Raw genomic sequence first — 21,410 nt, 5'->3', positions numbered from 1 at the left:
CCGCGCCGCGTCATCCGCCCGCCCGGTTTCAGAACGGCCGCTCCTGCACGTCCAGGGTCGCCGCCAGCGCTTGCCAGAGCACCTCGGCGAAGACCCGCTGGGCGTCGCCGGACAGGTACGCCTGCATGGCAGCTTCATCGCTCCACTCGCTGTGCAACAGCCACAGGTCGGCGTCCCCGTCCGCCTGGCGCAGTTCGTAGCGCAGACAACCGGGCGCGGCCTGGCCCGCCTGCGCCAGCTCTTGCAGGCGCAGGCCGAGGCGGTGCGACTGGCCGCTGCGGGCGCGAATGCTGACCAGGTGACTGGCCCGATTGAACGCTGGCATGCTCTCTGCCTCCTCGACATGGATTCGCCGCTGCGCAAGCGGCACCAGGAGTGGAAGGGCCGGCGGCGCCGAGACGCCGGCCGGCCGCTGTGGGGTGTAAGGGTGACGCATGTGCCCTGCCTCCGATTACCAGTTGCCGGGATGGGTCCGCGCCAGCGTGCCGCCCGCGGCGGGGCCGGCAGGCGAACGGGAAGGCGTGTCGGGGACCAGAGCGCCGTCGCGCGACCGCGAACGGGAGGCGCCCGGCGCGCGCTCCGGCGGCACGCCGCCCGATGACAGTCTGGCCTGTTGATTTGACATAGGTGTGTCCCCCTGCAGGTATTTCCCATCGGCATGACGGAGATTCCGCCATGCCAGCCAGATTAGGGGGACGGCGCGGGGAATCGGTAGACGGATACTGTCGGGTTCTTGCCTGAAACTGCCGCGTTCCGGTTTTTTCTCATCCGCTTGCGCCCGGTGAAACGAGCTGGCTTGCCTGTTCCTGGCGAATGCTTGCCTGATCCTGCCATCGCGCAGCGCGATGGATGCCTGTCGCCGCGACGCGCGCTAGTCTTGGGAAGGTTTCCCCCGCGAGTCCCCGCATGAGCGAAAACACCCCGCTTCTTTCCGTCGATCTCCCCGCCGAATTGCGCCAGCGCCAGAGCGAACTGGCGCAGTCGCTGCTCAGGCATTGTCCCCGCGACGGTATCTACGGCACCGCCGTCGAACCCCTCGCCCTGATCCGCGCCGACGGCCCCACCCTGCCGGCGCGCGGCATGCACAAACCTGCCCTGTGCATCATCGCCCAGGGCCGCAAGGAGGTGCAGTTGGCCGAGGAGCGCTATATCTACGATCCGTTGCACTACCTGGTGGTCTCGGTCACCCTGCCGCTGGCCGGCCAGGTGATCGACGCCTCGCCGGACGCGCCCTACCTCTGCGTCCGGCTGGATATCGACCCGGCGGAAATCACCCAGTTGATCTCCGACGCCGGGCCCATGGAAGTGGCCAGCCGGCGCGGCGACCGCGGCCTCTACGTCGACCGTATCGACGCCAGCCTGCTGGATGCGGTGCTGCGCCTGATCCATCTGCTGGACAGCCCGCGCGACATCCCGATGCTGGCGCCGCTGATCCTCCGCGAGATTTTCTACCGGCTGCTGCGCAGCGGCCAGGGCCAGCGCCTGCACGAGATCGCCATCGCCGACAGCCAGGCCCACCGCATCACCCGCGCCATCGACTGGATCAACCAGAACTACGGCAAGCCGCTGCGCATCGAGCAACTGGCCCAGGTGGTCAACCTCAGCCCCTCGACCCTGCACCACCGCTTCAAGGCCGTGACCGCGATGAGCCCGTTGCAGTACCAGAAGCAGCTGCGCTTGCAGGAAGCACGCCGGCTGATCTTCAGCGAGGGCCTGGAAGTGGCCGCCGCCGGCTACCGGGTCGGCTACGAAAGCCCGTCGCAGTTCAGCCGCGAGTACAGCCGGCTGTTCGGCGCCCCGCCGCTGCGCGACCTGGCGCGGGCGCGCAACACCGCCTAGGGGAACGCGGCAGCGGCCGCGACGGTCAATCGGGAAGCGGCGGCATACCTTCGTCGCCCCGACCGACCTTGCGCAACCGTACCCGCCATGACCCGAGCCCTGCCCCTGCTCCTGCTTGCCCTGTCCCTTCCCGCCGCGGCGACGGACAGCGAGTCGTTCGCCCGCCGCTACCTGGCCTATGTCCATGCCATCGGCCAGCACAGCGAACGACTCTGGCCCGGCTGGCGGATGGCCGACAAGGCCTTCCTCTACAGCGATGGCCGCAGTACCTGGGTCGCCGATGCCGAAGGCCGCGCGCAGCGCACCACCGCGGCTGGCGACAGCGACCCGGCTCTCGACCTGAGCTATGCCTTTCCGCATTACCGGGGCCGTCCGGCGGTGCTGCTGCAGATCAGCGCCGCGCACCTGCGGAGCAATACCGGCAATAGCGAGACGCTGGCCGCCATCGGCCCGCACGAAGCCTTCCATCGCTACGCCCAGGAAGACTGGCCGGGCCTGCGCAAGCCCGGCGGCTATCGCGGCGACCTGGCCACGCTCGACCCGCGCCCGCGGGAATACCGCTATGCCCTGTTCCAGTCGCTGCTCCAGGCCCTGCGCACGCCCGGGCAGCGCGACAGCTACCTGAGCGACGCCCAGGGCTGGCTGCGCCGCTGGCGCGAAGCGGCTCCCGAGGAAAGCCGGCTGGCGGCGCAGGTCGATCTCAGCGAAGGCACCGCGCGCTACATCGAGATGGCCGCCGCCGCGCGCTACCGCAGCGATTTCGCCGAGGATCCGCAACGCTATCGGCAGGCGCTGCGGGAGTACGCGCTGGCCTTCTACGATGCCAACGAGATCGGCGTCGGCGTCGACAGCGAAGCCTACGAGATCGGCGCGCTGGCCGGAGTGCTGCTGGACCTGCGCGACGACGACGCGGACTGGAAGGAAGCCGCGATGGCCGGCACCTGGCCGCTGGACTACCTGCTGCGCGACCAGCCTCCGGCCTGGAGCGAACTCCCCGAAGACGCGCGGGCGCGCGGCGAGCGCTACCGGCGCGAGATGGGCGCCACCCGCCAGCGCCTGGTCGAGTTGCAGGAGGCCTTCGCCGACCCACGGCGACCGCTGCTGGTGATCCCGCAACCGCGCCGCACCATCGGCTTCGCCACGGCGGCCAGCAAGGTGCGCGGGGGCTTCTACGTTCTTGCCGACGGGCCGTTCCGCCAGGCCTACCTCGGCGCGCGCTGGAATGTCGGCGAGCTGACCCTGGACGGCGTCGACTACCTGGAGGGCGACGCCGAGGCGTACTGCCCGGGCTACGGCCGTTCGGCACTGATTCCATTGCGCGGAGGCGCTTGGCGCGAGGGCACGCTGGCGCCGGAAGAACCCGGCCTGCGCGGCCGCCTGGCGACTGCTCGCAGCCTCGTCGACGGGCGGACCCTCTATTGCGCGGTGGAGAATGCTCCTTGAGGACCGACAACGGCGCTACAATGCCCGCTCGCCGCCGCAACCCCGCCGAGGGCTCGCCATGAAGTTCCTGCTGATCGGGCTGATCCGCTTCTACCAGTACGCAATCAGCCCGCTGATCGGTCCCCGCTGCCGCTTCTACCCCAGTTGCTCGCACTACACCCTGGAAGCCATCCGCGTACATGGCGCGCTGCGAGGCGGCTACCTCGGCGCGCGCCGGCTGCTGCGCTGCCACCCCTGGCACCCGGGCGGTTACGACCCGGTTCCGGAGCGCCAGGAACAGGTGTGCGCCTGCCACAGAACGGCGAAGCCCGGCGAATGAAGCCGGCGAAAAGATCGCAACGGCGACATCCCGCACATAACCGGACCCGCCGGTCGACATGCGGAATTGATAAAATCTATCATTCAGGGTCCATCTCCCCGGCTATCGCCCGGCGCCCCCTTGCGCCCGGCTACGCCGGGGAGTTCCGCTCAAACGTTTCATCCTGAGGCTCCGATGCCCCGTCATCCCTTCTCCCCTTCCTTTCTCGCCGCCAGCGTCTTCTGCGCCGCCACCCCGGCCCTCGCCGCGCTGCAACCGATCGCCGAGGCGCCGCTGGCCGGCGAAACCGAGTTCCGCTGCCAGTTCAACGCCGACAACAGCACCGATTGCGTGAGCACCTACAGCTTCACCATCCTCAAGCCGAGCGGCCGCGAGATGCTCTCGCGCATCGATCGCAGCTACGCGGAGACCGATAGCCTGATCGTGGAGAAGGCCGAGCTGACCCAGCCCGGCGGCAAGCCGGTGCCACTGGACCAGTCGCAGATCGATACGCGCACCGCGCCGAACCCGGACCAGGGCTTCCTGCGCGAACGCCAGACCTCCCTGGCGTTCCCCAACCTGCGCGTCGGCACCCGCATCAGCTACACCCTGCGCGAGCACTTCACCGCCAAGCCGCTGAGCACCCAGTTCCACTACATCCTCAGCCGCCCGCCGATGCCGGTGCGCGACGACCGCTTCGTCGCCGAGTTCAAGGCCGAGCGGCCGATCTTCGTGCGCAGCGAGCTGATGGACGCCTATCGCATCGAACAGAGCGCCGACAAGAAGACCCTCAAGGTCAGCCTGAAAAAGCCGCAATACACCAACTACATCAACGAAGCCGGCAACGCCTACCTGCGCCATACCCCGCGCCTGGAGCTGGGCAGTTCGCTGGACCTGCAGGACAACTTCGGCCCGTTCGCCGCGCGCTACAACGAGATCCTCGCCGCGGAGCTGCCCAAGGGCGCCGCGGCGGCCGTCGCCGCGGTGAAGGGCAAGCCGGCCCGCGAGCAGGTCGCCGGCCTGATGCAGTACATCAACGACACCTACCGCTACCTGGGCGACTGGCGCGCCAGCGAGCGCGGCTACGTGCCTTTCTCCCTGGCGGAGATCGAGCGCAATGGCTACGGCGACTGCAAGGACCTGGCGATCCTCCTCGCCGCCATGCTCAAGGCCGCCGGGATCAAGGCCGAACCGACCCTGGTCAGCCGCGGCGACGTGGTCTGGGACCTGCTGGTGCCCGGCATGTACGCGCCGAACCATGCCATCGTCCGCGCCGAGGTGGACGGCAAAACCTGGTGGCTGGACCCGACCAACCCGGTGTTCGCCCCCGGCCGCACCATGCCCGACATCCAGCAGCGCTGGGCGCTGGTGCTGGGCGCCGACGGCAAGGTGCGGCGCGACGAGATTCCCCTGGAAGCGCCCGGCGACACCCTGCGCGTGACCCGCAGCGAGCATTACACCCATGACGGCGAAGCCCGGGTCGAGTCGCGCGTGGAGCTGTCCAATGCGCCGCTGATGCAGCTCAGCGTCGCCGATCGCCAGCGCGGCCGCACCAGCACCGACCAGGACCTGTGCCGCAACTTCGCCAAGGAAGGCAGCGACTGCGTGCTGGAGCGCGACGACAGCCAGTTCGTGCTGCCGCCCAGCTATACGATCAGTGCCAGGCTTACCGACCGCCGCGCCCTCGACCGGCTCGGCGGAGAGTATTTCTACAACCGCCAGGACCTGGCCAGCCAGTGGGATGCCTTCGCCAAGTACCGCAGCGAAGGCCAGTTGGCCGAGCTGTACCTGGGCGAACCGCAGATCACCTCCTACGACATCAGCCTGTCCGGCGGCAAGACCGACGAGCCGGCGCACAGTTGCGAGATCCGCAGCCCCTGGTTCGACATCGACCTGCAGGCCGAACCGGCCAAGGACGGCGGCTACCACTATCGCTACCGGGAAGTGCAGAAGACCAGTTGGCTCAACCACGACGAGATCAACAGCGCCGAGTTCGGCAAGCTGATCGAGCAGAGCCGCGGTTGCGTCGAGCAACTGCGCCTGGTGGTCAAGCTGGACAAGCGTCCCTGAGCGACGCGCGCCCGCTCCGGCGGGCGCGTCCAGCCGCACAGCGGGCGATTCTTCTACTCGCCCGCGCAGCCCTCCAGGCCGAGCGCCTGCTCATAGAAACGCGCCATGCGCTCCGGGTCGGCGACGTACGCCAGCATTCCGCTGGCGAGCCTGTCGCCTACACCTGCCAATCGAGCCGCAGCCCGGATTCGAACGTACGCCTCTCCCCGCTCAGCGGGTCGTCGAAGCGCAGCCCCCTGGCCAGCAGCTTGAGCGGCCGCCGGTAATCGTCGGGGCTGTCCTCGGCGTCCAGCAGCTCGGGATAGAACCCGTCGTTCTGGATACCCGCGCCGAGTGCCGCGAGGTGCACGCGCAGCTGGTGCTTCTTGCCGGTCACCGGATACAGCCGGTAGCGCCACCAGCGGCCGTTGCGCTCGGCGACCTCGATGCGCGTCTCGCTGTTCGGCTCGCCCTCGCCTTCGCGCATGCGGAAGAACGGCTCGCCGGGCACCAGGCGGGTCCTGCGCAGCAACGGGAAGTCCAGTCGCGACAAGGCCGGAGCGATCGCTTCGTAGTACTTGTCGATGCGCCGCTCGCGGAACAGCGCCTGGTAGCGCCCGCGGCTGCCGGGATTGGTCGAGAACAGCACCAGCCCGGCGGTATGCCGGTCGATCCGATGCAGCGGCACCAGGTCACGATTGCCGGTGCTGCGGGCCAGCCGCGCCAGGAGCGTCTGCTCGACATAGCCGCCGGCCGGCATCACCGGCAGGAAGTGCGGCTTGTCCGCCACCAGCAGATGCTCGTCGCGGTACAGGATGCGCGCCTCGAAAGGGATCGGCGCCTCCGCCGGCAACTCGCGGAAGTAGTGCACACGCAGGCCTTCGCGATACGCCGCCTGCGGGCCCAGCGCACGCCCCTCGGCGTCCAGCACCCGGCCCCGCTGCATGCGCGCCAGCCAGGTGTCGCGGTCGATGGCCGGGAAACGCGCGCAGAGACAATCGAGCACGGTGCTCCAGGGGCCGGCCGGCAGATGCAGGGTGCTGGCGCGGAGACTGGCGTCGGGCAAGGAAGGAGACGACATGCGGCAACTCGGGAAGGACGGGCGACCATTAGGCCGCAGCGCGGCGCACAGGTCAAAGCGCGCCGGAGCGAAACGAAGAAACCGCCCGAGGGCGGTTTCTTCCGTGATCCAGGGATCGAATCAGGCGGCGCTCGCCTTGCGCTCCTCCGCCAGGCAGGCGGCGGCGGTGAACAGCACGTCGGTCGAGGAGTTCAGCGCCGTCTCCGCAGAGTCCTGGAGAATCGCGATGATGAAGCCTACCGCTACCACCTGCATCGCCACCTCGCTGGGAATCCCGAACAGGCTGCAGGCCAGCGGGATCAACAGCAGCGAGCCGCCGGCCACGCCGGATGCGCCGCAGGCGCAGACCGACGCCACCACGCTGAGCAGGATCGCGGTCGGTACGTCCACGGCGATGCCCAGGGTATGCACCGCTGCCAGGGTCAGCACGGTGATGGTGATCGCTGCGCCGGCCATGTTGATGGTCGCGCCCAGCGGGATCGATACCGAATAGGTGTCTTCGTGCAGGCCCAGGCGCTCGCAGAGCTGCAGGTTGACCGGGATATTGGCTGCCGAGCTGCGGGTGAAGAACGCGGTCATGCCGCTTTCGCGCAGGCAGGTCAGCACCAGCGGATAGGGATTGCGGCGGATCTTCAGGAACACGATCAGCGGGTTGACCACGAAGGCCACGAACAGCATGCAGCCGAGCAGCACCACCAGCAGGTGGGCGTAGCCTTTCAGGGCCTCGACGCCGGACTCGGCGAAGGTCGAGGCGACCAGGCCGAAGATGCCCAGCGGGGCGAAGCGGATCACCACCTTGACGATCAGCGAGACGCCGTTGGACAGCTCGGAGAGCAGGTTGCGGGTGGTATCGCTGGCGTGGCGGAAGGCGATGCCGAGGCCGATGGCCCAGGCCAGGATGCCGATGAAGTTGGCCGAGATCAGGGCGTTGACCGGGTTGTCCACCACGCTCAGCAGCAGGGACTGGAGCACCTCGGCGATGCCGCCCGGAGGCGACATCTCGCCCGGATGGCTGGCCAGCACCAGGCTCGAGGGGAAGGCGAAGCTGGCGATCACCGCCACCACCGCGGCGCTGAAGGTGCCGACCAGGTACAGCAGCAGGATCGGCCGGATATGGGTCTGCTGGCCTTGCCTGTGGTTGGCGATGGATGCCATCACCAGGACGAACACCAGTACCGGCGCGACGGCCTTCAGCGCGGAAACGAAGACCTTGCCGATGAAGCCGACCTTGAGCGCGGCGGCCGGGAAGAAGCTGGCGAGCAGCAGGCCGGCGATCAGGCCGACGATGATCTGGCCCACCAGGCTGGTACGCGTCAGCAGATGAAGCAGGGGACGTTCAGGGTATGTCATGCAGATTTCTACTCTTATAGGTGTGTCGAAGGCCGGCCCAGGCAGCTTCCATGCCGAACGACCCTGTGCCGTTCCGCCCCCGCGAAGGGATGGTTCGAGCGAGCCGGGTAGTCTAGGGAAGGACGCGCAGCACCACAGGAAACACCGACCAGCGGATACCAGGCTCCCCCGCCACGGCCATCGAACCGGATCGGGACGGCGTGGATTCTAGCCGTGTCTGCGCTTTTTGGGGGCGTCCAATTCTGTCTGGATTCGGACATGTCGTCGCAGGTGCATTGCCAGCCGGGAGGCCGGAAACCCCTGTGAAAAGGAGGGAAAACGCGGAATTCGCTGTCTGCAGATAGCCAAAGCCCGCCGTGAGGCGGGCTTCAGATGGGGGGCTAGTCCGTTAGCCATGGGTCCATGATTGACCCGTCACCGTGAAAATTTCGTGAAGATTACCAATCTTTTTCCTTCACTTTTTCGCTGAATCCATTCACCGCCCGCCTCACTGGGTCGGACTCAGTTCGCTCTCCTGGAAGCGCGGCGGCGGACGGCTGAAGCTGCGGGTCAGGTAGAACAGGTAGCCGAAGCCCAGCCCGGCCCAGATCAGTCCCATCACCAGCGAGGTGCTTTCCAGGTTGAGCCAGAGCACCGCGACGATGGCCGCGCCGAGCAGCGGCAGGACCAGGTAGTGGAAATGCTCCTTGAGGCTGCGGTTGCGCCCGCCGCGCACATAGAAATGCACGATCACCGAGAGATTGACGAAGGTGAAGGCCACCAGGGCGCCGAAATTGATCAGCGCGGTCGCGGTCACCAGGTCGAAGGAGATCGCCGAGAGCGCCACCATGCCCACGATCAGCACGTTGATCGACGGCGTGCGCCATTTCGGATGGACGAAGCCGAAGATCCGCTCCGGCAGCACATTGTCCCGCCCCATCACGTACAGCAGGCGCGACACGCTGGCCTGGGAGGCCAGGCCAGACGCCAGGGTATTGATGAAGGTGGCGCAGAGGAAGATCGACTGGAACAGCTTGCCGCCGACGTACAGGGCGATTTCCGGCAGCGCCGCGTCGGGTTCCTTGAAGCGTACGTTGGTCGGGAAATAGGACTGCAGGAAATACGACACGGTGATGAAGATCACCCCGCCGTACAGCGCGGTGAGGAAGATCGCCCGCGGGATCACCTTGGCGGCGTCGCGGGTTTCCTCGGACAGCGTGGTCACCGCGTCGAAACCGAGGAAGGAAAAGCAGAGGATCGTCGCCCCCGCCACCATCGCCGAGAGATGCGCGTGCTCGGAGAAGAACGGCTGGGTGCTGAGCACCGTGGCGGTCCCCTCCCCGTTGTTCAGGCCATGGATCACCAGGCCGATGAAGACCACGATGATCGCCAGCTGGACCAGCACGAAGACGGTGTTGAAATTGGCGACCAGGTTCACGCTCTTGATGTTGATGAGGGTCATGATCAGCACGAACATCACCACCCAGATCCACGGGGCGACCTCAGGGAACAGTGCGGTCAGGTAGATCTTCGCCAGCAGCGCGTTGATCATCGGCAGGAACAGGTAGTCCAGCAGCGACGACCAGCCGACCATGAAGCCGACATGGGGATTGATCGCCCGTTGCGCGTAGGTATAGGCCGAGCCTGCGGTGGGGAACTGGCGGACCAGCTTGCCGTAGCTGATCGCGGTGAACAGCACGCCGGCGAGGGCCAGCAGGTAGGCGGTGGGCACGTGTCCCTGGGAAATCCCGGAAACGATGCCGAAGGTGTCGAAGACGGTCATCGGGGTCAGGTAGGCCAACCCGATCATGACGATCTGCCACAGCTTGAGGGACTTGCGAAGCTGGGTTCGTTCTGCGGTAGGGGGAGGATTCGACATGGGTATGCTTGCCTCGATTTCTTCTTTTTCTAATGCATAGCAAAGGAAGGCGGACGGGCGGAAACCGCAGGCTTGCCGCCGTCTACCATCAGCAAGGGTGGGAACCTCGACGGAAGAACGGGCGGGCGGCGCCGGACCGGAGCCGCCCGCCCATGCTCACACGGTGTGCAGGTACCAGTTGTACTCGAGGTCGGAGATCGAGTACTCGAACTCCTCCAGCTCGCTTTCCTTGCAGGCGACGAAGATGTCGATGTACTTCGGATCGATGTACTTCGCCAGGATCTCGCTGTCGTCCAGTTCGCGCAGGGCGTCGCGCAGGTTGTTCGGCAGGCTCGGCTCCAGCTGCTCGTAGGAGTTGCCTTCGATCGGGGCACCCGGCTCGACCTTGTTGGTCAGCCCGTGGTGCACCCCGGCAAGCACCGAGGCCAGCAGCAGGTAGGGGTTGGCGTCGGCGCCGGCGACGCGATGTTCCAGGCGTACCGCGTCCGGGCTGCCGGTGGGCACGCGCAGGGCCACGGTGCGGTTGTCCAGGCCCCAGCTCGGCGCGTTCGGCACGTAGAACTGCGAACCGAAGCGGCGGTAGGAGTTGACGTTCGGGCAGAGGAAGGCCATGGAGGCCGGCAGGGTCTCGAGCACGCCGCCGATCGCATGGCGCAATGCGGCGTTCTGCTCGGGATCCTCGCTGGTGAAGATGTTGTTGCCGTGCTTGTCGAGCAGCGAGATGTGTACGTGCAGTCCGTTCCCGGCCTGGCCCGGATAGGGCTTGGCCATGAAGGTGGTGTCCATCTCATGGTCGTAGGCGATGTTCTTGATCAGGCGCTTGAGCAGAACCGCATAGTCGCAGGCCTTCATCGGGTCGGCGACGTGATGCAGGTTGACCTCGAACTGCGCCGGTGCGGATTCGGCGACGATGGCGTCGGCCGGGATGCCCTGGGCGCGGGCGCCGTCGATGATGTCCTGGAGGCACTCGACGTATTCGTCGAGGTCGTCGATGGAGTACACCTGCACCGACTGCGGACGCTTGCCGGAGATCGGCGAGCGCGGCGGCTGCGGCCGGCCGTTCACGTTCTCCTGGTCGATCAGGTAGAACTCCAGCTCGAAGGCGGCGACGATGGTCAGTTCCATCTCGGTGAACCTGGCCACCACCTGGCGCAGGACTTCGCGGGGGTCGGCGAAGAAGGGATCACCTTCCAGCTCATGCATGGTCATCAGCAGTTGCGCGGTCGGCCGCTTCTGCCAGGGTTCCATGGAGAGGGTGCCGGGGATCGGGTAGCAGATCCGGTCGGCGTCGCCGATGTCGAGACCCAGGCCGGTACTCTCTACGGTGGAGCCGGTGATATCGAGGGCGAACAGGGAAGCGGGAAGGTTGATACCTTTTTCGAAGACTTTGGGCAGACTGTTGCGTTCGATTCGCTTGCCGCGAACCACGCCATTCATGTCTGAAATCAGAAGGTCGACGAACTGGACCTCGGGATGTTCCTGAAGGAACAGGCTCGGCTCAGTGAGCTGAACGGCACGCAGGGGTACCGACATGATGCAACACCTTTTTTGTTAAAAATTTCAATCATGCGGGGGCTGGAGCCAGAGTCAATCGGAAAGCCAATTTGTTGTCAATAGCCCTCTCGTCGCCCTCGCGGACGGCGAAATGGCCGTAGACAGGGCCTTCCAGAGCATCGCGAAAGCGGCCAAAGCCAGGCCAGGCAAGGTGTTCAACCTGGTGCAGCAGATATTTTACAGGCTCCGTTGTACGAAAAATTGAACAAGGCTAAGCTGTGCCAACCCTACAACAGCAATAAACCGGGTGTTCCATGTCCTACCAGCCGTCCCTCGGCGCCAAGTTCCGCGGCCACAAGATCGGTCAGCATCCGCGTTAGCTCCGCTCCGGTTCTTTTCTCCCTCGATTCTTCGCAGCGCCCTCGAGCGGCCCTCGCTCGTCCGCCGCCTGCCCTGCCCGTCCTCCTTATATAAGGAAGGACACCGGCCGCTTTCGCCTGCGTGGATAACGGATACGAAGAGCAAGATCGTTCAAGCCAGCCCGATGCGCCTGCTGGCATGCTGGACCGACGTTCACCACCGCCATGCCCCATGACTGCCCACGACCTGCCCCGCCAAGCCTTTCTCCGCGGCGCCGTCGCCATCCTCCCATTGTCCCTGGCCGTCGCGCCCTGGGGGCTGCTGGCGGGATCGATGGCCATCGAAGCCAACCTCACCCCGGCCGAGGGCCAGGGCCTGTCCGCCATCGTCTTCGCCGGCGCCGCCCAGTTGGTGGCGATCGGCATGCTCAAGGGCGGTGCCGGGTTCTTTTCGATCATCTTCACCACCCTCCTCCTGACCTCGCAGCACCTGCTCTACGGCATGAGCTTGCGGCCGGTCCTGTCGCCTCTGCCGGGACGCTGGCGGATCGGCCTGGGCTTCCTGCTCACCGACGAGTTCTTCGCCCTCGCCAGCCAGCACGACCGGCGCAACTTCAACCGCTGGTACGCCCTCGGCGTCGGCCTGACCTTCTATATCGCCTGGAACCTGTTCACCCTCGCCGGCATCCTGCTTGGCCGCAGCATTCCCGGTCTCGAACACCTGGGCCTGGATTTCTCCATCGCCGCCACCTTCATCGCGCTGGTCGCGCCGCTGGTGCGCAACGTACCGACGCTGGTCTGCGTGGCCACCTCGCTGTTCTGCTCGGTGCTGTTCAGCCACTGGCAATGGAGTTCGGCGCTGGTCCTCGCCGGCCTCGCCGGGATGGCCGCCGGTTTCGTCTGCAACAAGCTGTATCGGGAGGCGCCATGGTCTGGGCAGTGATCTTCGGCATGGGCGCGATCGTCTTCCTCAACCGCTACCTGTTCCTCGAACCGCGCCTGCCGATCCGCCTCGGCAGCAACCTGCGGCAGTTCCTCGGTTTCGCCGTGCCCGGCATGCTCACGGCGATCTGCGGCCCGATCGTGTTCATGCCAGAGGGCCGCATCGACCTCGGCTACGACAATCCCTACCTGGTCAGCGGCGCAGTCACCGTGGCGCTGGTGCTCTATACCCGCAATACCCTGGCGAGCATGCTGCTGGGCATGGCGTTCTTCTTCCTGTTCAAGTGGTGGCTGATTTGATCGATGTCAGTCGCTGACGGCATGACCTCTGCATGCAGCCCCTTGCAGGGTTCATACAAACTCGCGGCGGGCGGCTATATGGCCCACCAGATGCTCCGGAGCAGCCGCTATCCGGCTGACAGCCAGGCTACTATCGATGCAGTACCTGATAGCAACCAGCTCCCTTCTATCTAGCCTGGATAAACACGCGTAAACCTGGCGCCCGCCCAGGCAAAGCAATTGACGGGGAGCACTTTAGAAAATCACCCGAAAATAATGACGATAGTCACAGTGAACGCCATCCTCCCGCTCGACGGCTTTCACCTTGAACTGCTTTGCCCCCAGCAACTCCAAGACACGAACCAGTTGATCATGGCTGAATATCTGTGTATGCCCGATTGCTGGAACTCCGCGAGAGTCAGTCACCAACAGTAGCTCACCGCCCGTCCTCAACCTGCCCACACAGTCAATCAGGAACTGGATCCAGTCGGCCGTATGGTCAAGCACATTTGAGCAAACGACGAAATCGAAAGCACTCTCTATATCGGCAACACCATCCCTTATATAACAAGAAGAACCTCTTTCCCCGAGAATCGAGAATGGAAGGTTCTCTGCATACAGCCCCATCAATGAGTCCTGGGCAGTCACTGTCACGCCTTCGACCTTCTCGAAAAAGCCGATCGGCCCACTACCTACTTCCAAAACCTTACCTTCAAAACCTTCGTAGCGATAATGCGAGGAGCCGTACGTGAACCCCATCTTCCCAAGAAACCACATTGCATCCTTATGCCGGACCTCTTGTAGTTCCTCGACAGACAGATGGCGATAGGGCCATTTATCCTTCCAGAAAGAAAGCTCGTACTCCTGGGAATGTATCCACTGCTCCGGATCTGCAGACGCAACGCTACGTACGTCAGGAGCAGTTTCAACCCTACGGGACACCGACGAGAATTCGCCTGCACCACTGCCACGCTCTTCGATACACACTAGAGGAGTGCCACTCGAACGACGGCGTTCCCAGAAACCGGATAAAAATTTCACCCTAAAAACCTCCCTGCTCATTGATACCCTTGCCCATCGGACTAAAAGATAAAAAGCCGAAACTTGCCGACAACCAAACAACAACTCGCCCTCTATCTCAGCGCCCCAGCAAAGATCTTCCCCTCAGGAAGCAGCCAAACAGCACGGCGCGAGGAAAAACTAACAAAGAAAATTTATAAATAATGTAAGAACAATCCTTTTTGCTAGAGGAAATAGTTACATAGACATAGTTGAGGAGAAGATGGAGAAACGAACGGAAAACCGCGCTCTCCGATCCGCCTAGGGGAGATCCGTTGCGATGACGCTCCAGGCCCATCCCTTCCAGATGAAGTGCTGAAAGGGGCCTCCCCCGGAACGAAGAACGAGGGTTCATGCGCCACGGGAATGAACTCGCGAAGAAAGGTCGCTTGGCGCTGGCGCGCTTTGGGCCGAAGATCGGGGCAACCACAACGTGCGCAGCGAGGCCCTCATGTCCGACTCCCTTCCCCAGCGCAACGGCGGGCAGATCCTGGTAGAGGCATTGCGGCGCAATGCCGTCGATACCGTCTACTGCATCCCCGGGGAAAGCTACCTGCCGGTGCTCGACGCGCTGTACGACGCCGACGGCATCCGCACCGTCGTCACCCGCCACGAGGGTGCCGCCTCGAACATGGCCGATGCCTACGGCAAGCTGACCGGCCGACCAGGCATCTGCTTCGTCACCCGCGGCCCCGGTGCCACCCATGCGGCGAATGGCGTGCACACGGCGCAGCAGGACTCGACGCCGATGATCCTGTTCGTCGGCCAGGTGGAAAGCGCCTTCAAGGGCCGCGAGGCGTTCCAGGAAGTCGACTACGTGCAGATGTTCTCGGGCCTGGCGAAGTGGGCCGTGGAAATCGACCGTATCGAACGCATCCCGGAGATCGTCGGCCGCGCCTTCAGCGTCGCCACCTCGGGCCGACCGGGCCCGGTCGTGGTCGCCCTGCCCGAGGAAATCCTCTTCGGTTCCGCGCAGGTCGCCGATGCGCCGGTGCCAAGGGTGCTTCCGGGGCGGCCGGGCGCCACGGCGATGGCAGAACTGCGCGAACTGCTGGCGAACGCCAGGCGGCCCCTGCTGGTACTTGGCGGCAGCGGCTGGGACGGCGCCGCCAGGAAACGGCTAGGCGCCTTCGTCGAGGCCAATGGCCTACCGGTGGCCACCTCATTCCGTCGCCAGGACCTGTTCGACAACCGTGACCCGCACTACGCCGGGCAACTGGGCTTCGGCGCGGCGCCGGCACTATTGGAGCGGCTGCGCCAGGCCGACCTGCTGCTGGTGGTCGGGGCGCGCCTGGGCGAAACGCCGAGCGCCGGCTACAGCCTGGTGCGTAGTCCGGCCCCCGCGCAGACGCTGGTCCACGTGCATCCGGACAGCGCGGAACTGAACCGCGTCTACCTGGCGCGACTGCCGATCCAGGCCACCCCGTGTACCTTCGCCGAGGCCCTGGCCGACCTCGCGCCGTTGCCCTCGAGCACCTGGCAGGACTGGCGCGAAGCCGCCCATGCCGACTACCTGGCCTACTCGACCCCGGCCGCGAGCGACCCCGCCATCCAGGGCGTCGACCTGGCGTCCGTGGTCGCGTACCTCAGCGAAAACCTGCCGGACGACGCGGTGATCGCCAACGGTGCCGGCAACTATGCCGTCTGGGTGCATCGCTTCTACCGCTATCGCCAGGCCCGCACGCAGTTGGCGCCGACCAACGGCGCCATGGGCTACGGCCTGCCCGCCGCGATCGCCGCCAGCCTGCGCGATCCGCAGCGCAGCGTGGTGTGCTTCGCCGGCGACGGCTGTTTCATGATGTATCCGCAGGAGCTGGCGACCGCCGCGCAGTTCGGCGCGACGCCGGTGGTGATCGTGGTCAACAACGGCATGCTCGGCACCATCCGCATGCATCAGGAACGCGAATATCCCGGGCGGGTATCCGCCACCCGCCTGGACAACCCCGACTTCGTCGCCCTGGCGCGAGCCTTCGGCGCCCACGCCGAACGAGTGGAATGCAGCGCCGACTTCCCCGCCGCGTTCCGCCGCGCCCGCGAAAGCGGACGCCCGGCGCTGCTGGAGCTGCTGACCGACCCACGCCAGATCACGCCGCAGGCGCGCCTCGCCTGAGGCATCCTCAGCCGGCGCGGAAGGCGATCCAGGCCTGGTAGCCCACGGCCTGGAAATAGCGGCTGGGCAGGACGAAGCCGGTGTCTTCCAGCAGTTCGCCGAGGCGCTGCTCGGACAACGGATCGAAATCCTCGCGCAAGCGTTGCAGCATGCCGTCGCTGTCCTCCGGGGAAAGCCCGGCCAAACGGCAGGCCTCGGCCTGCACCGGGCGTTCGAAGGCGTCCCGGGCTTCCATCAGGTTGGCCAGCAGCAACGGCGCCGCTGGCGCCAGACGCTCGGCGACCGCCTCGAGGAAGCGCCGCTTGGCCTGGTCGCCGCGCAGGAAATGCAGCACCAGCAGGACCAGCGCCGCATCGCAAGGCGGCGCAGGCGGTAGCCCGGCGACGTCGCCGCAGTGCAGCTCGATCCGCTCCAGCAGGCCGAGCCTGGCGCAGCGCTGGCGGGCCAGGGCGAGCATGTCGGCCGACAGGTCCGCCCCGACGAAACGCCAGCCTGGACGCAACCCGGCCAGCTCCGCCAGTTCGCCGCCGGCGCCGCAGCCGACGCTGAGCAGGCGCGCCCGTTCCGGCATACGGGCCAGCAACTGCGCGCGACTGAGCAGGTGCAGCAACTCGTAGCCCGGCAACAGGCGGCCGATCCGCGTCTCGTAGCCGTCCGCCTGTTTCCCGACGAAGCGGCCCATCAGTCGAACACCTTGCCCAGGCGCCAATAGCCCATCAGGGTCAGATGACGCTTGTCGATACCGCGCTCCTGCACCAGGTAGCGCCGGATCGCCATCACCGCCGCCGACTCGCCGGCGACCCAGGCGTAGAAACTGCCGCTCTCGGGGCTCGCCAGTTCCCAGAGGATCTCCTCGTCGATATCGATGTCCTCCAGCTCCTGGGCCGCACCACCCGCCACCTCGCGCTCCGGCAGCCGCGCCTGGCGCGCCGCCTCGATCATCCGCTCGCCGTTGCGCGAATGGATGCCGGCCTGGTGGCGCGGCAGCCAGTGCAGGCGCGCACCGGGAATCGCCGGCAGGTCGAGGATATCGGCTTCTCCCGGCACTTCGAGAAAGGCCTCGACCACCGGCGGCTCGGCTTCGCCGGCCAGCTCCTCGAGAATTCCCGCCACCGCGGGCAAGGCGGTTTCGTCGGCGATCAGCAGGATATGGCGGACGCCAGCCGGCGGCTTCCATTCGTAGCCGCCGGGGTCATCGCCGTATTGCCGGTTGGGCGCGGCCAGTTGCAGGCGGTCGCCGATCCGCGCGTGGGTCGCCCAGGCCGAGGCCGGGCCGTTCTCGCCGTGGAGGACGAACTCCACGTCGACCTCCTCCTGCTCGGCGCGCAGCGCACGGATGGTGTAGGTACGCATCGGCGGCCGGCGAGCCGGCTCGACGCTGCGATAGGCCTGGTACCACTCGCTGCCACCGGGCAGGCTGGGCGGCTGGCCGCTGGCATCGGGGAAGAAGATCTTGATCCGCTGGTCGGCGGCCAGGGTCTTCATCTCGGCGACCTCCGGGCCGCCGAAGACGAAGCGGGTCAGCGCCGGGCTGAGTTGCTCGCGGCGCTTGAGTTCGACATTGAACAGACGATAGGCGGGTTGCGACATGACGATGGTCTCCTGGTGACCGGCGCCCAGCGGCGCCGGCGGATGCATGCATCAGGCAACTCTAGCAAACAATGCGAATGATTAGCATTTGCTATTTGTGCAATCGTCGACTGCGTCGAAAGCACGACTGCCGCTCAGGCCTCGCAAGGCTCCAGCAGCTCGCAAGCGCTCTCCCCTACTCGCCTGACCGCCTGCTCGATGGCCGGGGTCGGCAACGCCGCGTAGTTCATCCGCAGGCAGTTCCGGTACTTGCCGGAAGCGGAGAAGATGCAGCCCACCGCGACTTGTACGCCGCGGTTGCGCAAGGCCTTGTCCAGGCGCAGGGTGTCGAACGCCTCGTCCAGTTCGACCCAGAGCAGGAAACCGCCCTGGGGCCGGCTGGCGCGGGTGCCCTCCGGGAAATAGCGCGCCACCCAGTCGATCATCAGATCGCGTCCGCGCTGGTACTGGGCGCGCATGCGCCGCAAGTGCGGCTCGTAGTGGCCGTTGCCGATGAATTCGGCGATCGCCAGTTGCGGTTGCAGGGCGCTGGCGCCGGTACTGATGTACTTCATGTGCAGCACGCGGTCGGCGTAGCGCCCGGGTACCATCCAGCCGATCCGCAGGCCCGGCGCCAGGACCTTGGAGAACGACCCGCAGAGCAGCACCCGGCCATCGTCGTCGTACGACTTGATGGTGCGCGGGCGCGGATAGGTGTAGGCCAGGTCGCCGTAGACATCGTCCTCGATGATCGCCACGTCGTAGCGCTGGGCCAGGGCCAGCAGCGCCCGCTTGCGCGACTCGGGCATGATGTAGCCGAGCGGGTTGTTGCAGTTCGGGGTCACCTGGATGGCCTTGATCGGCCACTGTTCCAGCGCCAGTTCGAGGGCTTCCAGGCTGATGCCGTTGACCGGATCGGTGGGGATCTCCAGGGCCTTCATGCCGAGGCCTTTCAGCGATTGCATGGCGCCATGGAAGCTCGGCGACTCCACCGCGACGATGTCGCCCGGTTCGCACACCGCGCGGATGCTCACCGACAGGGCCTCGTGGCAGCCGGTGGTGATCACCACGTCGCTGGCGGTGGCCCGACAGCCAGAGTCCACCAACAGGCGGGCGACTTCCTCGCGCAGCAACGGCGAGCCGTGGATCCCGTCGTAGGCCAGCGCACGGGCGTCGGCGTGGCGGTTGAGCCGGGCCAGGCTGCGGGTCAGCGGTTTCAGCGAAGGGCTGGAGATGTCCGGCATGCCGCGGCCGAGCTGGACCACGTCCGGCCGCGGTACCGTGCTGACCAGGGCCAGCACCTGCTCCCATTGCGAGATTTCCACCGGCCGCTGGGCCAGGCGGGCGATCGCCGGCAGCGGCGGCATCTGTCGCGCGACCGGTACGAAATAGCCGGACTTCGGCCGCGGCTCGGCCAGCCCGCGATCTTCCAGCAGCCTGTATGCCTGTTGCACGGTGCTCAGGCTGACGCCGTGCTCGATGCTCATGGCCCGCACCGAGGGCAGCCGGTCGCCCGGACGGTAGAGGCCCTGTTCGATGCGCGAACCGAGGGTCTCGGCGAGTTGCAGATAAAGGGTCATGAGCGGGACTCCAGGGTGAGCGAAAGCGGGACCGGTACAGATGGTGGCGAAATCCACCATTCAGGCCGGGGAGCGCTTGATCTGTATGCAGTCAACCCACCTTTTCTGGACCTGTACGGAACAGCGCGCGATGGCCATTCTATCTCCGTCGTCCAGCCGATCAATATGGAGTACGCAGCATGACGCGACTCAGTGCGAAATCCGAGCGCCGCCAACGCCTCGATGGCCCCTTCCCACTCACCGCGATGGACAACCTGGCGCAGGCCCTGCGTCGCGGCTATCGCCTGGCCCGGCAACGCCAGTTGACCCGGCGCGCGCTGCTGGACCTGGAAGCGGCGGAACTGAAGGATATCGGCCTGAGCGCCGAGCAGGCCCGCGAGGAAGCCTCGCTGGCGTTCTGGCAGGCGGGAAAATCCGGCGGGAGGAAGGGATGATCCGCTGTCGCAACTGTGGCGAACGCCCAGCCAGCGAAGGGCATATCTGTATGGTCTGCAAGCGCCGATCCGACATCGACCCATACAAGGCGCTGATCGCCATGGCCCTGCTGGTCTACTGCGGCGTCAGCCTGGCGGCCTACCTCAAGCCGCATATGCCGTCACCGCCGCCTACCGCCGGCAGCAGCGTCCAGCCCGCCGAGGAGCTGGCCCAGCGCGCTCGCCAGGCCACCCTGGAACAGCGCGGCATCTGAAGAACGCATGCTCGGGAGGGGAGGCAGTTTGAGCCCCTCCTTCTTTTATATGCATATGGCCGCCAGCGCGTGGCTCATTGCGCCGGATACTCCAGCGCCGCCGCGATTCGCCGATGCTGCTCGACCACCCACTCCCGCCGTACCGCCCCCCAGTCGCGGATGACATAGCCGCCCTGGTGGTTGCGCGCACCCTCCCGCTGCTCGAACTCGCAGACGATGTCCAGTTCCTCCAGCGCGGCGATGGTGTCCTGGGCGGTACGCCGGGGCATGCCGGTGGCGGCCATGATCTCCGGCACGCTGGCGATGCCGCTGTCGATCAGGTAGGCGACGTAGAGGCGGCGGTAGAAGCTGGACTTGGTCTTGCTGATGGTCATGGGCAGGCGTTCTCCGGGAAGGCTCAGGGAGCGAGCAGGGGCAAGGTAGTGGTGGATTTGATTTCCGACAAGGCGACGATGGAGTTCACTTCCTGGATGCCCGGCACCGCCGACAGCTTCTCGAAGAAAAAGCGTTCGTAGGATTCGATATCGCGGGTGACGATACGCAGCATGAAGTCCACCGCGCCCATCAGTACGTGGCACTCCAGCACCTCGGGAAACTGGTGCATCGCCTCGGCGAAGTCGGTGAGGTTCTTGCGCCCATGGGCGTTGAGCTTGATCTGGGCGAATACCTGGGTATTCAGGCCGATCTTCTTGCGGTCGAGCAGGGTCACCTGCTTGCGGATCACCCCCTCCTCCTTCAGGCGTTGGATGCGCCGCCAGCAGGGCGACTGGGAAAGTCCGATGCGCTCGGCGATCTCGGCGGTGGAAAGCGAGGATTCCTCCTGCAGCAAAGCGAGAATACGCTGATCGTACATATCCAGCGGAATGGACATAAATATTCCCTACAAAGAAAAATATAGGGATCAAGTATGCACAGATAGCGCAAAATCACGCAAAAACAGGAGAAAAAATCCGGCACGCCTCTGGGAGAATTTCTCTCGTCGAAACACTGCCTGGAGCGTCACATGTCAACCCTCGCCCCCCTTTTCCTGGCCAAACACCCTGACGGCGAAGAACGCCAGGTGATCCGCCCGAACGTCTGGGAAACCTCCTGCGCAGATACCGAGACCCTGTCGATCTTCCATATCGAGGGCATGGCCGACCCGGACCTGCTGTGCCGGGTGCTCAACCTGTTCGCCGTGCAGTCCTTCACCCCGGAGCGGGTTCGTGCCGACCGCGAGGACCACAAGATCCGCCTGCTGCTGACCTTCCCCGGCCTCAGCCAGCACCGCGCCAGCGTGATCGCGGAGAAACTGCGCTCGCTGGTCACCGTGCTCGCCGTCCGCCTGGAGTTCTCTCCCCATGCCGGCAAGGTCCGTCCCAGCGTCAGCGAGCCGCTGCTGGCCAGCGTCGTCTGAGCCCCTCGGGGCGGCG

General features: G+C 65.9%; 21 protein-coding genes. 10 read left to right on the top strand and 11 right to left on the bottom strand.

Features of this window, described 5'->3' with window-relative positions; genetic code table 11:
* Positions 1-28: 28 nt before the first annotated feature.
* The gene (locus FOC67_RS10845) at positions 29-325 is read right to left on the bottom strand and encodes an antibiotic biosynthesis monooxygenase family protein (RefSeq protein WP_003088696.1); all 297 of its coding nucleotides are present in this window, start codon (positions 323-325) and stop codon (positions 29-31) included.
* A gap of 581 nt (positions 326-906) precedes the next feature.
* On the opposite strand from FOC67_RS10845, the gene cmrA reads away from it, so the two are divergent.
* The 4 genes from cmrA (at position 907) to FOC67_RS10825 (ending at position 5,650) form a co-directional block, all read left to right on the top strand.
* The gene (gene cmrA / locus FOC67_RS10840) at positions 907-1,839 is read left to right on the top strand and encodes an AraC family transcriptional regulator CmrA (RefSeq protein WP_003088694.1); all 933 of its coding nucleotides are present in this window, start codon (positions 907-909) and stop codon (positions 1,837-1,839) included.
* Between the two features lie 87 nt (positions 1,840-1,926).
* Positions 1,927-3,282 carry a hypothetical protein gene (locus FOC67_RS10835; RefSeq protein WP_009315643.1) on the top strand — a complete coding sequence of 452 codons (1,356 nt, stop codon included), beginning with the start codon at positions 1,927-1,929 and terminating at the stop codon, positions 3,280-3,282.
* Between the two features lie 58 nt (positions 3,283-3,340).
* Positions 3,341-3,601 carry a membrane protein insertion efficiency factor YidD gene (gene yidD, locus FOC67_RS10830; protein ID WP_009315641.1) on the top strand — a complete coding sequence of 87 codons (261 nt, stop codon included), beginning with the start codon at positions 3,341-3,343 and terminating at the stop codon, positions 3,599-3,601.
* Positions 3,602-3,775: 174 nt separating this feature from the next.
* Entirely contained in the window at positions 3,776-5,650 is a 1,875-nt protein-coding gene (locus tag FOC67_RS10825) for a transglutaminase family protein (RefSeq protein ID WP_003088690.1), read from the top strand.
* Positions 5,651-5,807: 157 nt separating this feature from the next.
* Here the strand turns inward: FOC67_RS10825 and FOC67_RS10820 are convergent, their stop codons facing one another.
* The 4 genes from FOC67_RS10820 to FOC67_RS10805 form a co-directional block, all read right to left on the bottom strand.
* Positions 5,808-6,710, bottom strand: coding sequence for an RluA family pseudouridine synthase (locus FOC67_RS10820; RefSeq protein WP_009315638.1), 903 nt, complete (start codon positions 6,708-6,710; stop codon positions 5,808-5,810).
* 120 nt (positions 6,711-6,830) lie between these two features.
* Positions 6,831-8,060: a serine/threonine transporter SstT gene (gene sstT, locus FOC67_RS10815; protein WP_003088680.1), complete on the bottom strand. Its 1,230-nt coding sequence runs from the start codon at positions 8,058-8,060 to the stop codon at positions 6,831-6,833.
* Between the two features lie 487 nt (positions 8,061-8,547).
* Positions 8,548-9,918, bottom strand: coding sequence for an APC family permease (locus tag FOC67_RS10810; protein WP_009315636.1), 1,371 nt, complete (start codon positions 9,916-9,918; stop codon positions 8,548-8,550).
* Positions 9,919-10,074: 156 nt separating this feature from the next.
* Entirely contained in the window at positions 10,075-11,451 is a 1,377-nt protein-coding gene (locus FOC67_RS10805) for a glutamine synthetase family protein (protein WP_003118546.1), read from the bottom strand.
* Between the two features lie 552 nt (positions 11,452-12,003).
* On the opposite strand from FOC67_RS10805, the gene FOC67_RS10800 reads away from it, so the two are divergent.
* Positions 12,004-12,714, top strand: a complete 711-nt coding sequence (locus tag FOC67_RS10800; protein WP_009315631.1) for an AzlC family ABC transporter permease — start codon at positions 12,004-12,006, stop codon at positions 12,712-12,714.
* A complete protein-coding gene (locus FOC67_RS10795; protein ID WP_003088669.1) occupies positions 12,699-13,013 on the top strand; it encodes an AzlD domain-containing protein in 315 nt (104 codons plus the stop codon). The genes FOC67_RS10800 and FOC67_RS10795 overlap by 16 nt, the downstream gene beginning before the upstream one ends.
* 234 nt (positions 13,014-13,247) lie before the next feature.
* Here the strand turns inward: FOC67_RS10795 and FOC67_RS10790 are convergent, their stop codons facing one another.
* Positions 13,248-13,769 carry a bifunctional 2-polyprenyl-6-hydroxyphenol methylase/3-demethylubiquinol 3-O-methyltransferase UbiG gene (locus FOC67_RS10790; RefSeq protein ID WP_019484668.1) on the bottom strand — a complete coding sequence of 174 codons (522 nt, stop codon included), beginning with the start codon at positions 13,767-13,769 and terminating at the stop codon, positions 13,248-13,250.
* Positions 13,770-14,502: 733 nt separating this feature from the next.
* On the opposite strand from FOC67_RS10790, the gene FOC67_RS10785 reads away from it, so the two are divergent.
* A complete protein-coding gene (locus FOC67_RS10785) occupies positions 14,503-16,161 on the top strand; it encodes a thiamine pyrophosphate-binding protein (RefSeq protein ID WP_009315629.1) in 1,659 nt (552 codons plus the stop codon).
* A 7-nt stretch (positions 16,162-16,168) separates the two neighbouring features.
* On the opposite strand, the gene FOC67_RS10780 is transcribed toward FOC67_RS10785, so the two are convergent.
* The 3 genes from FOC67_RS10780 to FOC67_RS10770 all read right to left on the bottom strand — a co-directional run bounded on the left by FOC67_RS10780 (position 16,169) and on the right by FOC67_RS10770 (position 19,310).
* On the bottom strand, positions 16,169-16,843 hold the full coding sequence (locus tag FOC67_RS10780; protein ID WP_009315628.1) for a class I SAM-dependent methyltransferase: 675 nt from the start codon (positions 16,841-16,843) through the stop codon (positions 16,169-16,171).
* Complete coding sequence (locus FOC67_RS10775) at positions 16,843-17,751, bottom strand: siderophore-interacting protein (RefSeq protein ID WP_003139694.1); 909 nt, start codon at positions 17,749-17,751, stop codon at positions 16,843-16,845. The genes FOC67_RS10780 and FOC67_RS10775 overlap by 1 nt, the downstream gene beginning before the upstream one ends.
* Positions 17,752-17,885: 134 nt before the next feature.
* Complete coding sequence (locus tag FOC67_RS10770; RefSeq protein ID WP_003100354.1) at positions 17,886-19,310, bottom strand: PLP-dependent aminotransferase family protein; 1,425 nt, start codon at positions 19,308-19,310, stop codon at positions 17,886-17,888.
* 179 nt (positions 19,311-19,489) lie between these two features.
* Between FOC67_RS10770 and FOC67_RS10765 the strand changes: the two genes are divergently transcribed.
* The gene (locus tag FOC67_RS10765; protein WP_009315627.1) at positions 19,490-19,744 is read left to right on the top strand and encodes a DUF1127 domain-containing protein; all 255 of its coding nucleotides are present in this window, start codon (positions 19,490-19,492) and stop codon (positions 19,742-19,744) included.
* On the top strand, positions 19,741-19,998 hold the full coding sequence (locus FOC67_RS10760) for a hypothetical protein (RefSeq protein WP_003128788.1): 258 nt from the start codon (positions 19,741-19,743) through the stop codon (positions 19,996-19,998). Before FOC67_RS10765 ends, FOC67_RS10760 begins: the two co-directional genes overlap by 4 nt.
* 74 nt (positions 19,999-20,072) lie before the next feature.
* On the opposite strand, the gene FOC67_RS10755 is transcribed toward FOC67_RS10760, so the two are convergent.
* A complete protein-coding gene (locus tag FOC67_RS10755) occupies positions 20,073-20,372 on the bottom strand; it encodes a helix-turn-helix domain-containing protein (RefSeq protein WP_003088651.1) in 300 nt (99 codons plus the stop codon).
* 23 nt (positions 20,373-20,395) lie between these two features.
* The gene (locus FOC67_RS10750) at positions 20,396-20,869 is read right to left on the bottom strand and encodes an Lrp/AsnC family transcriptional regulator (RefSeq protein WP_003088649.1); all 474 of its coding nucleotides are present in this window, start codon (positions 20,867-20,869) and stop codon (positions 20,396-20,398) included.
* 132 nt (positions 20,870-21,001) lie between these two features.
* On the opposite strand from FOC67_RS10750, the gene FOC67_RS10745 reads away from it, so the two are divergent.
* The gene (locus FOC67_RS10745) at positions 21,002-21,394 is read left to right on the top strand and encodes a hypothetical protein (protein ID WP_003088646.1); all 393 of its coding nucleotides are present in this window, start codon (positions 21,002-21,004) and stop codon (positions 21,392-21,394) included.
* Positions 21,395-21,410: the final 16 nt, after the last annotated feature.

Origin of the sequence: Pseudomonas sp. FDAARGOS_761, assembly GCF_013343155.1 — a bacterium.
Classification (GTDB): Bacteria; Pseudomonadota; Gammaproteobacteria; order Pseudomonadales; family Pseudomonadaceae; genus Pseudomonas; species Pseudomonas aeruginosa.
This window is presented reverse-complemented; position numbering and strand designations above follow the sequence as displayed.

Excerpts from the sequence above, each read along its gene's own strand:
- FOC67_RS10845 (WP_003088696.1), bottom strand. The coding sequence starts at position 325 with ATGCCAGCGTTCAATCGGGCCAGTCACCTGGTCAGCATTCGCGCCCGC.
- cmrA (WP_003088694.1), top strand. The coding sequence starts at position 907 with ATGAGCGAAAACACCCCGCTTCTTTCCGTCGATCTCCCCGCCGAATTG.
- FOC67_RS10835 (WP_009315643.1), top strand. The coding sequence starts at position 1,927 with ATGACCCGAGCCCTGCCCCTGCTCCTGCTTGCCCTGTCCCTTCCCGCC.
- yidD (WP_009315641.1), top strand. The coding sequence starts at position 3,341 with ATGAAGTTCCTGCTGATCGGGCTGATCCGCTTCTACCAGTACGCAATC.
- FOC67_RS10825 (WP_003088690.1), top strand. The coding sequence starts at position 3,776 with ATGCCCCGTCATCCCTTCTCCCCTTCCTTTCTCGCCGCCAGCGTCTTC.
- FOC67_RS10820 (WP_009315638.1), bottom strand. The coding sequence starts at position 6,710 with ATGTCGTCTCCTTCCTTGCCCGACGCCAGTCTCCGCGCCAGCACCCTG.
- sstT (WP_003088680.1), bottom strand. The coding sequence starts at position 8,060 with ATGACATACCCTGAACGTCCCCTGCTTCATCTGCTGACGCGTACCAGC.
- FOC67_RS10810 (WP_009315636.1), bottom strand. The coding sequence starts at position 9,918 with ATGTCGAATCCTCCCCCTACCGCAGAACGAACCCAGCTTCGCAAGTCC.
- FOC67_RS10805 (WP_003118546.1), bottom strand. The coding sequence starts at position 11,451 with ATGTCGGTACCCCTGCGTGCCGTTCAGCTCACTGAGCCGAGCCTGTTC.
- FOC67_RS10800 (WP_009315631.1), top strand. The coding sequence starts at position 12,004 with ATGACTGCCCACGACCTGCCCCGCCAAGCCTTTCTCCGCGGCGCCGTC.
- FOC67_RS10795 (WP_003088669.1), top strand. The coding sequence starts at position 12,699 with ATGGTCTGGGCAGTGATCTTCGGCATGGGCGCGATCGTCTTCCTCAAC.
- FOC67_RS10790 (WP_019484668.1), bottom strand. The coding sequence starts at position 13,769 with ATGTGGTTTCTTGGGAAGATGGGGTTCACGTACGGCTCCTCGCATTAT.
- FOC67_RS10785 (WP_009315629.1), top strand. The coding sequence starts at position 14,503 with ATGTCCGACTCCCTTCCCCAGCGCAACGGCGGGCAGATCCTGGTAGAG.
- FOC67_RS10780 (WP_009315628.1), bottom strand. The coding sequence starts at position 16,843 with ATGGGCCGCTTCGTCGGGAAACAGGCGGACGGCTACGAGACGCGGATC.
- FOC67_RS10775 (WP_003139694.1), bottom strand. The coding sequence starts at position 17,751 with ATGTCGCAACCCGCCTATCGTCTGTTCAATGTCGAACTCAAGCGCCGC.
- FOC67_RS10770 (WP_003100354.1), bottom strand. The coding sequence starts at position 19,310 with ATGACCCTTTATCTGCAACTCGCCGAGACCCTCGGTTCGCGCATCGAA.
- FOC67_RS10765 (WP_009315627.1), top strand. The coding sequence starts at position 19,490 with ATGACGCGACTCAGTGCGAAATCCGAGCGCCGCCAACGCCTCGATGGC.
- FOC67_RS10760 (WP_003128788.1), top strand. The coding sequence starts at position 19,741 with ATGATCCGCTGTCGCAACTGTGGCGAACGCCCAGCCAGCGAAGGGCAT.
- FOC67_RS10755 (WP_003088651.1), bottom strand. The coding sequence starts at position 20,372 with ATGACCATCAGCAAGACCAAGTCCAGCTTCTACCGCCGCCTCTACGTC.
- FOC67_RS10750 (WP_003088649.1), bottom strand. The coding sequence starts at position 20,869 with ATGTCCATTCCGCTGGATATGTACGATCAGCGTATTCTCGCTTTGCTG.
- FOC67_RS10745 (WP_003088646.1), top strand. The coding sequence starts at position 21,002 with ATGTCAACCCTCGCCCCCCTTTTCCTGGCCAAACACCCTGACGGCGAA.